12 protein-coding genes and 1 riboswitch are annotated in these 12298 nt (G+C 38.0%); of the genes, 10 read left to right on the top strand and 2 right to left on the bottom strand.

What is annotated here, in order from left to right; all coding sequences use genetic code 11:
* The first annotated feature begins 36 nt into the window (after window positions 1-36).
* From BM015_RS08320 to BM015_RS08300, 5 genes are all read left to right on the top strand, one after another.
* Window positions 37-708 (top strand): cytochrome c oxidase subunit 3, encoded by a 672-nt coding sequence (locus BM015_RS08320; RefSeq protein WP_090657247.1) that lies wholly within the window; start codon window positions 37-39, stop codon window positions 706-708.
* Between the two features lie 20 nt (window positions 709-728).
* Complete coding sequence (locus BM015_RS08315) at window positions 729-1148, top strand: cytochrome C oxidase subunit IV family protein (protein WP_090657245.1); 420 nt, start codon at window positions 729-731, stop codon at window positions 1146-1148.
* A gap of 89 nt (window positions 1149-1237) precedes the next feature.
* Window positions 1238-2080, top strand: a complete 843-nt coding sequence (locus tag BM015_RS08310) for an SCO family protein (protein ID WP_090657242.1) — start codon at window positions 1238-1240, stop codon at window positions 2078-2080.
* Window positions 2040-2633 (top strand): DUF420 domain-containing protein, encoded by a 594-nt coding sequence (locus BM015_RS08305; RefSeq protein WP_090657240.1) that lies wholly within the window; start codon window positions 2040-2042, stop codon window positions 2631-2633. Before BM015_RS08310 ends, BM015_RS08305 begins: the two co-directional genes overlap by 41 nt.
* Window positions 2634-2731: 98 nt before the next feature.
* Complete coding sequence (locus BM015_RS08300; protein ID WP_090657238.1) at window positions 2732-3313, top strand: nitroreductase family protein; 582 nt, start codon at window positions 2732-2734, stop codon at window positions 3311-3313.
* Window positions 3314-3323: 10 nt separating this feature from the next.
* On the opposite strand, the gene BM015_RS08295 is transcribed toward BM015_RS08300, so the two are convergent.
* Window positions 3324-4196, bottom strand: coding sequence for a transglutaminase family protein (locus BM015_RS08295; RefSeq protein WP_090657236.1), 873 nt, complete (start codon window positions 4194-4196; stop codon window positions 3324-3326).
* 158 nt (window positions 4197-4354) lie between these two features.
* A riboswitch (TPP riboswitch) is annotated at window positions 4355-4465 on the top strand.
* 30 nt (window positions 4466-4495) lie between these two features.
* On the opposite strand from BM015_RS08295, the gene pnuC reads away from it, so the two are divergent.
* Window positions 4496-5110, top strand: coding sequence for a nicotinamide riboside transporter PnuC (gene pnuC, locus BM015_RS08290; RefSeq protein ID WP_090657234.1), 615 nt, complete (start codon window positions 4496-4498; stop codon window positions 5108-5110).
* Entirely contained in the window at window positions 5091-6185 is a 1095-nt protein-coding gene (locus BM015_RS08285; protein ID WP_090657232.1) for an acyl-CoA dehydrogenase family protein, read from the top strand. The genes pnuC and BM015_RS08285 overlap by 20 nt, the downstream gene beginning before the upstream one ends.
* A gap of 561 nt (window positions 6186-6746) precedes the next feature.
* On the opposite strand, the gene topA is transcribed toward BM015_RS08285, so the two are convergent.
* A complete protein-coding gene (gene topA / locus BM015_RS08275) occupies window positions 6747-9086 on the bottom strand; it encodes a type I DNA topoisomerase (protein WP_090657228.1) in 2340 nt (779 codons plus the stop codon).
* A gap of 400 nt (window positions 9087-9486) precedes the next feature.
* On the opposite strand from topA, the gene BM015_RS08270 reads away from it, so the two are divergent.
* The 3 genes from BM015_RS08270 to BM015_RS08260 all read left to right on the top strand — a co-directional run bounded on the left by BM015_RS08270 (window position 9487) and on the right by BM015_RS08260 (window position 12240).
* Window positions 9487-10800 (top strand): Gfo/Idh/MocA family protein, encoded by a 1314-nt coding sequence (locus tag BM015_RS08270; protein WP_090657647.1) that lies wholly within the window; start codon window positions 9487-9489, stop codon window positions 10798-10800.
* Between the two features lie 11 nt (window positions 10801-10811).
* Complete coding sequence (locus BM015_RS08265) at window positions 10812-11528, top strand: YqjF family protein (RefSeq protein WP_090657227.1); 717 nt, start codon at window positions 10812-10814, stop codon at window positions 11526-11528.
* 121 nt (window positions 11529-11649) lie between these two features.
* Window positions 11650-12240, top strand: a complete 591-nt coding sequence (locus BM015_RS08260) for a Uma2 family endonuclease (protein WP_090657225.1) — start codon at window positions 11650-11652, stop codon at window positions 12238-12240.
* Window positions 12241-12298 lie beyond the last annotated feature (58 nt).

Below are 12298 nucleotides of genomic sequence, written 5' to 3'. Positions count from 1 at the left end.
CCAATACCTTTGCCACCATACAAGTTTTAAATACACATGAACACAACTGTTACAACTACCGGAATGTGGAAGGGCGGAAGAAGTCCTTTTAATGTTGAGTATGGCAAGCTGATGATGTGGTATTTTTTGATGAGTGATGCTTTTACTTTCGGCGCATTTCTTATTGCTTATGGCACTACCCGTTTTGCAACCAATGGCTGGCCTGACCCCAATACGGTATTCCGCACTTATCCTTTTGGCGGAGAAACACATGCCCCGCTTGTGTTTGTAAGTATAATGACCTTTATTCTTATCATCAGTTCTGTAACAATGGTGCTTGCCGTGCACGAAGGGCATGCCATGAACAAAAAAGGCGTTGCAAAATATATGGTGCTTACCATTTTGGGCGGCCTTGCTTTCCTGGGTTGCCAGGCTTGGGAATGGACGCATCTTTATCATGAAGGTGCATGGTGGGGAAGAAACCCTTTTCCAAATGCAGATGGCACAATCAGCACAACCAACTTTACCAATTTCTTCTTTACAATAACGGGCTTTCACGGCTTTCACGTATTCTCCGGCGTAATAATAAACTGCATTATGCTTATAATGGTTTTACGGGGCGTATTTGAAAGAAGAGGCCATTATCTCATGATTGAAAAGGCCGGGTTATACTGGCATTTTGTTGATCTTGTCTGGGTATTTGTATTCACCTGCTTTTATCTTATTTAATTAAATAATAAACAATACTAATGGATCATTCTATAGAATCTTTAGCCGAAGAAAGGCATGCAGGCGGAGGTGTAAAGGAAATATGGAGAGTTACTATTATCCTTTCCGTCCTTACAATTGTGGAGCTTGCTTTAGGGTTTTCAATGATAGGGATGGATGAGCAAAGTTTAAAGCGCCATATAATAAAAGGCATAATTGTTATTCTTATGCTTGCAAAGGCTTTTTATATCGTTGCCTATTTCATGCACCTTAAGCATGAACTGCGTAATATGATAATGACCATCGTGGTGCCGCTTTGTTTATTTATATGGTTTATCAGCGCTTTTCTTGCAGATGGAAATTCATTTAAAAATTATAAGAACAAATGGGACCGAAACCATCTTGAGCACAGTAAAGAAAAGATGCCTGTGCAGGAAGAAGGCACGCACCACCTTGAATAAAATTTTGTGAAACACTTTATATTAATAAAATACCATCGCACCTTTGCGGTGGTTTTTTATTTCGGCAATGCCGTGCAATATTTTTAAGCATGACTAAAAAAGCTTTACTGGCAGTTGCAATAGCTGTATTAATTCCACTGGCAAGCTATTTATGGCTTAAGCAGGCGAGTGATAATGCAACAGTAATGCCTGCCCATTACCTGCCTGATACTGTTATAAATCACGTGGAAAAAGGCCAGATGGTAAATGACACAGTTTGGCATCGCGTAGCCAATTTCCATCTCGTAAATCAATTGGGCGATACGGTAAGCCTGTATGATTTGCAGGGCAAGCTGATAGTGATGGATTTTTTCTTCACATCATGCGGATCTATCTGCCCGCTGCTTACAAAAAATATGCTTACGATGCAGCGCTCTTTTGCAAGAGGCGGCGATATTATGTCTGCACCGGATTCATCTATCGTTCAGTTTATCTCATTCAGCATTGATCCCGAAACAGATTCTGTTGCAAAATTGAAGAAATATGCCGATCATTTTGGGATAGATCCAGGTAACTGGTGGCTGTTAACGGGCAACCGCGATACCATATATAATTATGCGTTTGAGCAATTAAAGGTTGATAAATTTGATACGGTTCCCATCAATCCCGATTTTGTGCACACTACAAGATTTGTGCTGATTGATAAAAACTTTAATGTCCGCGGTTATTATAATGGCCTGGATTCAACATCGCTTAACAAGCTTTCCAAAGATATTGGATTATTAATGCTGGCTGTGGATGACAATCCGCAGAAACTTCCATTTGATCCTGCTTTAATGGCTATATTTTTTGTTATAGCAATTGTGGCAACTATAGTGGTAACGCGTTTAATATTCCGTAAAAAAAATACAGATGAACCAACTGCCTCAGCCGGTAATACACAAGAACGATAAAAAAGCAACCTGGCTTATCATTATATTTTCTATTGTAATATTTGCTGCCGTAAGCTTTTTGGCAAAGTTTAAAGTTGATATTGATTTAGGGTTTGACATTCACATTTTTGCCCTGGCCAATGCTATTATTAATTCTGTTATTGCGGTGTTGCTTTTAATCGCTTTAATTGCTGTAAAAAGATCAAATTATATTTTGCATAAACGGCTTATGCTCGCAGCGCTTATTTTATCTGTAGTGTTTTTGGTTTCTTATATAGCGCATCATTTATTAGCCGGCGAAGCAATTTACGGTGATGCTGATCATAATGGTATTTTAAGCGATACAGAGAAGGCTGCCGTAAGTGGTTCGAGGCCTTATTACCTCATCATTTTGCTTACGCATATATTTTTAGCAGGCATTATTTTACCGTTTATTTTATTCACAGCCTATCGCGCTTTAATAGCAGAATATCCCAAACATAAAAAACTTGCCCGCATCACATGGCCATTGTGGTTTTATGTGGCGGTTTCAGGCCCGGTAGTTTACTGGATGATACAGCCTTATTACACCTGACATTTTTTGCTTCCGGCTTATCATTGCATGTGTTTATTTACGAAATGTAGAAATTAACGCCTGCATAAATTTTATTACCAAGCTACTATTTTCGTTGTATGAATTTTGAAATAATAGAAAACATTATAAAGAACAGGCGCAGTTGCAAACCCATGCTCATGAATGGCAAAAAGATTGATGATACTGTTATTAATAACCTATTGCAACTTGCCGATTGGGCGCCTACACATGCCCACACAGAACCCTGGCGTTTTGTTGTGTTTTCCGGCAATGCCGTGCAGCAGTTTTGTAAAGACCATGCAGATCTATATAAAGCAAATGCCCCTGCTGAAAAATTTGAAACAGCGAAATACGAAAAGATATTGCATAACGGTGATAATTGTTCGCACATAATTGCTGTTTATATGAAGCGGGGCAATAACCCGAAGATTACAAAAGTTGAAGAAATATGCGCTGTTGCTGCTGCTGTGCAAAATCTTCTTCTTGGCGCTGCTTCTTTAAATATTGCGGCTTTATGGAGCACCGGCGGCATTACATTTCATGATGCTATGAAAACCTTTTTAGGCTTGCAGGCCGAAGACCAGGTGATTGGTTTAATTTATCTTGGTTATACCGATAGTGATATAAAAAAAGGCAGCCGTATTATTCCTTTGGAAGAAAAAGTTGTTTGGAAAAATTGAGAGCTTATTCCTATTCAGATAATAAATCAGAAAGTTGAAGCAGCTCATTATGTTTGTACATTTTGGCCGGTTCATCAAAACAGCGTGCCAACTCTTCCAGCAAAACCTGTATTACACGAACTGCATTCATCGGCTTAAAATAAGATGGAACCAGCGGCACACTAATACGCTTGAAATAATTCTCAATATCCTTGTGGGTAAAAGGCTGGCCGGAAGTGGCATCTACATAAAAATGTATTTTCTTTTGCGGGTTACCATTGTAAGTGCCGGCATCATAATCTTCATTAAAAAAAGCAAGCACAAACTGTTGCGGAATATTAATTGCCTTTACAGGAATAGCAAGCAGTTCGGCTAATACAAGATATAATATACCATTTGAAAGCGTGTTGCCCTTTCGTGTTTGCAGCACCTTATGCATGAAAAAATCATCCGGATTTTTATATGCAATTTCTGCACCTTTCAGGTTATAATAATTGTAAACAATACTTGAAATTACATTGGCCTGCTCCAGTGGCGTAAGAAAACTATTCAATTCAAGCCAAACATTGCGCCTTATTTTTTCTATTTCCTGTATAACAGGCGATGTTTGAAGATCGGGATATTGAAAGCGTGCCACCAGCAATGCACCGAACAAAAGATCATGATATGCGCTATCCCGCCATTCTGTTAAATCACGCACAAGGTCTGAATAGTGCAGTTTATGAATGATCATTTCAATGCGTTCCTGCACGGCTTCACTCAATGTATTTTCCCAAAGATTTTCGAGATTGGGTATAATGCCTTTTCCATAATGCACAATGCGTGTGCTCACCGTAGTAAAAACTTCTTCATCGGGGTCATCAATTAATGTGAGCAAAGCAGATATTTCAGCGTTTTGATGCATAAATCAGGCACAAACTAACATCGCTAACTTTAATTTAAAGATAAAATAAATAACATCTGTGTATAAATTAAAACACAATATTTTTCTTATATAATATAACAGTTTGCAAGCTGAAAAAATTGTATGCAGGCCATGCTGTTTATCATTTATATTCGTGCTTCATCACTACGGGGTGCCTCACGGTTTAACCGGATAATTACAGGCTGAGATTATACCCATTGAACCTGATACGGATAATGCCGGCGCAGGGAATAGAATCGTCTGTTATTGCATGCACTCCTGTATAACATAACAGATGCATGAATTTAATTCAATGGATTAATATTTTGTGGGAACAGGTAAAACAAACAGGCTGGCTCGAATGGCTCGGTGTAAGTTTTGGCGTAGCTGAGGTATTGTTTGCAAAAGCTAATAAAATATGGCTTTATCCTGCGGGTATTATTTCTGTAATAATTACTATTTATCTTTTTTATACCGTTGGTTTATATGCTGAAAGCGCTTTAAATATTTATTACCTCATCATGAGTATTTGGGGTTGGTGGCTATGGATTTACAGGAAAGATAAAGCGCCGTTGCCTGTTACAAGATCAAATGCAAAAGATAAGAAGATAACAGTCGCTATTGTTGTAATAGCATTCTTCTTTCTTTATCTCATACTTAAAAATTTTACTGATTCACGCGTGCCTTTATTTGATGCATGGGTTAGCGCTACAGCATGGGCAGGCATGTGGTTGCTCGCAAAACGGAAGCTTGAAAACTGGATATGGCTCAACATAAGCAATGCTTTTGCCATACCGCTTTTGTTTTATAAAGAATTGCCGCTTTATGCATTGCTTACGGTTTTTCTTTTTGTAATTGCTATACAGGGATATTTTAAATGGAAAAAGATAATTAATGAAGAACAAAGCATTTGATAAGAAAACAATTGCAATATTAAGAAAGTATGCTGCTGTTGCAGATGAAAAGAGTGTATTGCAGCCGGAACAATTAAAGCTTATGTATAAATATGGATGGTTTAAAATTTTTGTCCCGAAAAAATATAACGGTCTTGCAATGAATTTGCCCGAAGCTTTGTTACTGGAAGAGCAGCTTGCATATATTGATGGCAGCCTTGGCTGGACGATTACCTTATGTGCCGGCGCCAATTTATTTGTTGGTTATATTGATAAAAAGATAGCAAAGCAAATATTCAGCAGGCAGAAAGTTTGTTTGGGAGGAAGCGGCGCTGCAAGCGGTAAAGCCTCTATTACCGATGATGGTTTTATTGTAAACGGTTTTTGGAAATACGCAACCGGAGCGCCACATCTTACACATTTTACTGCTAACTGCACTATTGAAAAAAATGGTAAACCGGTATTGGATAAAAACCAGCAGCCATTAATCCAATCATTCTTTTTTAAAAGGAGTGAGGTAAAGGTTATTGAAGACTGGAATACGCCTGGCCTTAAAGCAACGGCAGGGCATAGTTTTTTTGTTGAAAATCTATATGTGCCAAAAGAAAGATCATTCATAATTAATGCTGAAACAGCCACTCATGATGATGCTGTTTTTCAATTTCCTTTTTTGCAGTTTGCAGCATTAACACTTGCTGTAAATACGCTTGGCATGTCGAGGCATTTTTTAGAAGAATCAAATGCTATTATTAAAAAAAGAAAGCAGGCAAAAAAAATTACAATAAAGCAGTATGATTATTCAAATAAATTAATTGCAGATGCCAATAATAAAATTGAAATGCTCCGTACAAAATTCTATGAAGCTGCTGAAGCGGCGTGGAATGAACTTTTGATAAAGAAAAATATTCAGGCAAAAAGGCTAAACAATATTAATAAACTAAGTGTTCAGCTTGTAAAAGAATGCCGGGCACAGGTCGCTGCCATTTATCCTTATTGCGGATTATCTGCAGTTAACGGCAAAACTGAAATAGAAAGAATTTTCAGGGATATATTTACCGCCAGCCAGCATGGTTTGCTGAATTATCCGGGCGTATGAATACATAATTTTATAAATAAATGTCACGACAAAAAAGATAATAGCGAGAATAAATGCCATAAATCGAAAGAGATTATCTATTTAACTAAACTGATTGTGTTAGCAATAATTATTCTGGGTCTATATTTAAAATAATAGGGGGTGACAGGCGTATCAAAATCATAAAAGCATTCAGGTCCAACTTCGCTTTTATTATGTGTAATTTTATTTTTAACAGTGGTCAAGCTTACTCTTGCGTATTTCATTTTATTATACGGACTATAATTTCCGCACATATACAAGTTGCGTTTAAATGATAAGCTATGTGACACAACATTTTCCATTTCGTTATTGTTAGATGGAATCAAGTTTATAAATTCCTTTGTTGTGTCAAAAATCAGGCTGTCCATGGATTCGTTCGAACTATCATTTTCCAGAAAAAAGTAGCTGTCGTTTATAATTAGAACAAAGCCATTCTTGATAATTTCTTTGGGTTGACATTTAATATTCTTCGTGATAAAAAATAGTAATAAAGAGAGAAAAAATTTCATATATCATTTAGCTGAAAAAATAATTCACAAACTATTTCTTCTTCTTCCTCGCAACTTTCTTCGGCGGATTAGCTTTCAACTCTTCAATAATCTTTTTGGCTTCTTCAACCGTTAAATCCGCGGCACGTTCCTGCTGTTCTTTGGTAAGTTTATAATTACGTAATCCCACTTTTAAGTATGGGCCGTAAGGGCCACGCAGCACCTGTATCTTTTCTTTTTCAAAAACTTTTATGGTGCGTTCTTCTTTTGCCTTGCGTTTTTCTTCTATAATGGGAATAGATTCTTCCAGTGTTATGCTATAAGGATCGTATTCTTTGCTTAAAGAATAAAACTTTTTGTTGTGTGCAACAAAGGGGCCGAACCTGCCAATATTTACCGTTACATCTTCGTCTTCAAACTGCCCTAAATTTCTCGGCAGCTTGAATAATTCCATTGCTTCTTCAAAGCTGATGGTTTCAATACTTTGCGTGGGCTTTAGCTTTGCAAAGCGCGGTTTTTCTTCATCATTCACATCGCCAATTTGTACCATCGGGCCATAACGCCCCATGCGTGCAACCACTTTTTTACCCGATGTTTCATCCACACCTAATTCCCTTTCACCTTTTATACGTTCTGCATTTTCAAGTGTATGTTCTACGTCTTTTTTAAAGGGTTTATAAAAGCCATCAATCGTTTTTTCCCATTGTTTTTTACCTTCTGCAATTTCATCAAACTCATCTTCCAGTTTTGCAGTAAAGCCATAATCCATTATATCAGAAAAATATTCCACTAAAAAATCTGTTATTACCAAACCAAGGTCTGTTGGAAATAATTTAGAGCGTTCTGCACCTGTGGTTTCATTTTCTGTTTTTTTGCTGATTTTATCCTGCTTTAAAACAAGCACGCGATAATTTCTCAAAACGCCTTCTTTGTCGCGCTTTTCCACATAACCGCGTTTTAAAATAGTTGATATAGTTGGCGCATAAGTAGAAGGCCGGCCAATGCCCAATTCTTCCAGCTTCTTTACAAGCGAGGCTTCCGTATATCTTGGTGCTGGCCTTGTAAAACGTTCAATAGCCTGCATCTGGTTAAGCGTTAAAGACTGACCCACGCTAAGTTGTGGCAGCATGCCTTCCGTGTCTTCTTCCGTTGCATCTTCTTCGTCCTTGTCTTCCATGTAAACTTTAAGAAAGCCGTCAAATTTCAACACTTCACCTTGCGCCGACAGTTCCTGGTTATTGGTTGATATGGCAATCTTTGCTGTTGTTTTTTCAAGTTCGGCATCACTCATCTGGCTCGCGATTGTGCGCTTCCATATCAGCTCATATAAACGTTTTGTATCGCTGTCGTCCACGCTTGTATTTTCAATATAAGTTGGACGAATGGCTTCATGCGCTTCCTGCGCACTTTCATTTTTATTCTTGTATTTACGGGGCTGTAAATATTTGTTGCCGTATTGTTTACTTATGTTTGAATGAATATCGTTCAATGCAGTGTCGCTTAAATTCACACTGTCTGTACGCATGTAAGTAATGTTTCCGCTCTCATATAACTTCTGTGCAAGCAGCATTGTTTTGCTCACGCTGTAACCAAGTTTACGGCTTGCTTCCTGCTGCAAAGTTGATGTGGTGAATGGTGCCGCCGGTGATTTTTTTGCAGGCTTTACCTGTATATCGCTCACCTTATAATTGGCGCCCACACAGCTTTGTAAAAACGTTTCAGCATCTTCTGCATTTTTCTGCCGGATGCCTTCAGCTTTAAAACTTACATTTTTATTATTGATGTCCTGCCCGCTAAAGATGGCTTCAATTTTAAAACTGCTTACCGGTTCAAAAGCATTTATTTCCCTTTCTCTTTCTGCAATTAAACGTACAGCAACACTTTGCACACGGCCCGCGCTTAAAGAATTGCGCATGCTCATTTTGCGCCATAAAACGGGGCTTATTTCAAAACCAACAATGCGGTCTAAAATCCTTCTTGCCTGTTGTGCATCCACTAAATTCATATCCACTGTGCGTGGCTGCTGCACCGCTCTTTGAATAGCCGGTTTCGTTATTTCATGAAAAACTATGCGCTTTGTTTTTACAGGATCAAGCCCAAGTACTTCACATAAATGCCAGCTTATGGCTTCACCTTCACGGTCCTCATCCGTTGCCAGCCAAACTTCATCCGCTTTTTTTGCAACAGATTTTAATTCCTTTACAACTTTTTGTTTGTCTTCGGGAATAATATAACGGGGAGAATAATTATGTTTTATATCAATACCCATGTCATCTTTTTCAAGGTCGCGTATATGCCCATACGAGCTTTTAACCTCGAAATCGCTGCCAAGGTATTTTTCAATGGTCTTTGCCTTTGCCGGACTTTCCACTATCAATAAATTCTTTGCCATTCACTTTTATTTTTGTTGACCAGCAACCGAAACGCTACAGTCTTTTTATATATTTTAAGGCCTGCCGAATACACTGTAAAAATTTATTTTTTTATTATGCTGAAAATGTTTTCTGCGGTGGCCGAAACGCTGCAATATTAAAACAAACAAATTAAAGCCATGAAACATTGAGTTAAAACCGGTTTTTAGTACACAATCCCTGGCTGCAAGCTGCAGGCTTCATTTCTCAAATATTTTTTTAAGTAAACATTCAATATTCCCCGCCTGACCGAATCAGTCGGGCAGGAACAAAACAATACTCAATGTTCAATTATAAAACCATTGCAGGCTGAGCATTGTGTATTGAACATTGAGTATTGAATATTACTGTTCATTATCTTTAGCGCATAAGCTTGCAATTATGAACAGAAGAAAATTTATCAAAAACACATCTACTGCTGCTGCAGGAGTTACTATTTTAAATTTCCCGGTATTTGGAAAAAATGCACCGAGCAATAAAGTTATATTAGCCGTAATGGGCGTGAACAGCCGGGGCAGTTATCTTGCAAAATCGTTTGCTTCATTGCCTAATGTGGAAGTGGCTTATATATGTGATGTGGAAGATGGCGCCATTAAAAACGGTCTTGAAGCTTTGAAGGATGCACCGCGCAAACCAACTGTTATAAAAGACATCAGGAAGTTGCTTAAGCAAAATGATTTTGATGCGCTGGCTGTGGCTGCACCCGATCACTGGCATACACCGGCAGCAATTTTAGGCGTACAAAATGGTAAACACGTGTATGTTGAAAAGCCCTGTGGCCAAAACCCGTATGAGGGAGAGTTGATATCGCAGGCATATTCAAAATATGGCAAACATATACAAATGGGAAACCAGCGCCGCTCAATGCCTACGTTAATAGAAGCGGCGAAGCTTATAAAAGAAGGTATTATTGGTAAAGCATATTTCGCAAAAGCATGGTATGCCAATAATCGTGCATCTATCGGTGTTGGCAAAGTTATTCCTGTGCCTTCAACATTGGATTGGGATTTATGGCAGGGACCTGCACCACGCAAACAATTTAAAGATAATATCGTGCATTATAACTGGCATTGGTTCTGGAATTGGGGCACGGGCGAAGCCTGTAATAATGGTACGCATGAAATTGATTGCTGCCGTTGGTTTTTAGGACTTGATTATCCAACAAAAGTCACATCCGCCGGAGGCCGTTATGCATTTAAAGATGACTGGGAAACTACTGATACGCAGGTAGCATCATTTGAATTTGGAGATGAAAAAGCAATAACATGGGAAAGCCGCAGTTGCAATAACTATCCTGTTGAAGGTGAAAGCCGCGGATTTATTATTTATGGTGATGGCGGAACATTGGTGAATGATGGTGGCGGCGGTTATAAAATATTTGATACAAAAAACAAACTGGTAAAAGAAGGTAAAACAGATGTTGCTGCGGAAGCCAATAATCTTGTAAGTTCAACAGGCAATCTTGATTTATATCATTTTCAAAATTTTGTTGATACCGTAAGAGGTGATGCAAAGCTTAATTCACCGGTTAATGAAGGCAGTAAATCTGTATTGCTTTGCCATTTGGCGAACATTGCACAGCGCAGCGGCGGCGTTCTACATTGCGATCCTTCCAATGGCCATATTCTTAATAATCCTGAAGCCATGAAGCTATGGCAACGTGAATATGAAAAAGGCTGGAAGCCTGTGGTATAAATAGCAGCATAATGCAAAAAACATTTCTTACTGCGGCATGGCGCAACCTTATAATGGCTAATTATAGAATTGACCCGTTATTGCTGCAGCCGTATCTCCCCTATAAAACTGAGCTTAATACATTTAATGGCAAACATTATGTAAGCCTTGTTGGGTTTATGTTTGAGGATGTGAAGGTGATGGGGATATCATTTCCATTTCATACAAGCTTTGAAGAAATAAACCTGCGTTTTTATGTCCGCTATAAACAAAGCAATGAATGGAGGCGTGGTGTTGTGTTTATAAAAGAAATTGTATCAAAGCGGATGATAAGTTTTGTTGCCAATTCTTTGTATGGTGAGAATTATGTAACACTTCAAACCAAACACAAATGGGACAAAAACGATAATGATTTGAGTATTGGATATGAATGGAAAGTTGGCAAACAATGGAATCATATAAATTGTATTGCATCACAAGAGCCCGAAACCATTGCTGAAAATTCGGCTGAGGAATTTATTACCGAACATTATTGGGGCTATACATGTATTAATAAAACATGCGCCGGCGTTTATGAAGTTCAGCACCCTAAATGGAATGTGCATACAATAAAATCTTACGATATTGTTTGCAGCACAAAAGAATTGTATGGGCAGGCATTTGCTGAAACTTTAAACCAGCAACCTGAATCTGTATTTCTTGCGGAAGGTTCCGCTATAAAAGTGTTGAAGGGTGAAAAAATTTTTTAAATAATAAACTATATAAAGCAAATGCTTTTTGCTGATGGTGCTTTCATCTTAATGTCGTTTCACCGGTAGACGAATATGGAAACTTCCGGCTTCTCATTCACAGATTTTGTATTTTTATTGCATGGAAGTAAGAGAGCCGGCAATAGCTTACGGCAAGCAAAAATTTTCCGTGGAAGAATACTTCGAAATGGAAAAGGCTTCAATAGAGAAACACGAATATTATAAGGGAGAGATATTTGCTATGTCTGGCTCCAAAGTACCGCATAATGAAATTGCTGGTAATCTGTATCATGCTTTGCGTACAAAATTGAGCGGGAAAAAATGCAAGCCTTATAACAGCGATCAGCGTGTGCATATAGAAAAGAATACTTTGTTTACCTATCCTGATATTTCTATTGTCTGTGGTGAGTTGATTACTCTTAATAATGATAACTGGAATGTTTTAAATCCCACTGTAATAAGTGAAGTGCTTTCGCCATCGACTAAAAATTATGACCGTGGTGAAAAGTTTAAGCTTTACCGCGATATACCAACATTAAAAGAATATATTCTTGTTGATTCTGAAAGCATACATGTTGAAGTATTCTGCTTAAATGAAAATAATCACTGGGAACTGGAAGAATATAATTCGCCTGAAGAAGAATTGCATATAAAAGCCATTGATAAAAAAATCCTGATTGCAGATATTTATGAAGATGTGCGTTTAGTTTAAAAGCCGTTTGGATTATTTTTATAAATAATGGTCAAACGTTATCCATTTACTATTTGAA

The organism is Parafilimonas terrae (assembly GCF_900115755.1).
Lineage (GTDB): Bacteria > Bacteroidota > Bacteroidia > Chitinophagales > Chitinophagaceae > Parafilimonas > Parafilimonas terrae.
This window is presented reverse-complemented; position numbering and strand designations above follow the sequence as displayed.

What these genes read in the sequence shown, in the direction of transcription:
- BM015_RS08320 (WP_090657247.1), top strand. Translation starts at nt 37, where the DNA reads ATGAACACAACTGTTACAACTACCGGAATGTGGAAGGGCGGAAGAAGT.
- BM015_RS08315 (WP_090657245.1), top strand. Translation starts at nt 729, where the DNA reads ATGGATCATTCTATAGAATCTTTAGCCGAAGAAAGGCATGCAGGCGGA.
- BM015_RS08310 (WP_090657242.1), top strand. Translation starts at nt 1,238, where the DNA reads ATGACTAAAAAAGCTTTACTGGCAGTTGCAATAGCTGTATTAATTCCA.
- BM015_RS08305 (WP_090657240.1), top strand. Translation starts at nt 2,040, where the DNA reads ATGAACCAACTGCCTCAGCCGGTAATACACAAGAACGATAAAAAAGCA.
- BM015_RS08300 (WP_090657238.1), top strand. Translation starts at nt 2,732, where the DNA reads ATGAATTTTGAAATAATAGAAAACATTATAAAGAACAGGCGCAGTTGC.
- BM015_RS08295 (WP_090657236.1), bottom strand. Translation starts at nt 4,196, where the DNA reads ATGCATCAAAACGCTGAAATATCTGCTTTGCTCACATTAATTGATGAC.
- pnuC (WP_090657234.1), top strand. Translation starts at nt 4,496, where the DNA reads ATGAATTTAATTCAATGGATTAATATTTTGTGGGAACAGGTAAAACAA.
- BM015_RS08285 (WP_090657232.1), top strand. Translation starts at nt 5,091, where the DNA reads ATGAAGAACAAAGCATTTGATAAGAAAACAATTGCAATATTAAGAAAG.
- topA (WP_090657228.1), bottom strand. Translation starts at nt 9,086, where the DNA reads ATGGCAAAGAATTTATTGATAGTGGAAAGTCCGGCAAAGGCAAAGACC.
- BM015_RS08270 (WP_090657647.1), top strand. Translation starts at nt 9,487, where the DNA reads ATGAACAGAAGAAAATTTATCAAAAACACATCTACTGCTGCTGCAGGA.
- BM015_RS08265 (WP_090657227.1), top strand. Translation starts at nt 10,812, where the DNA reads ATGCAAAAAACATTTCTTACTGCGGCATGGCGCAACCTTATAATGGCT.
- BM015_RS08260 (WP_090657225.1), top strand. Translation starts at nt 11,650, where the DNA reads ATGGAAGTAAGAGAGCCGGCAATAGCTTACGGCAAGCAAAAATTTTCC.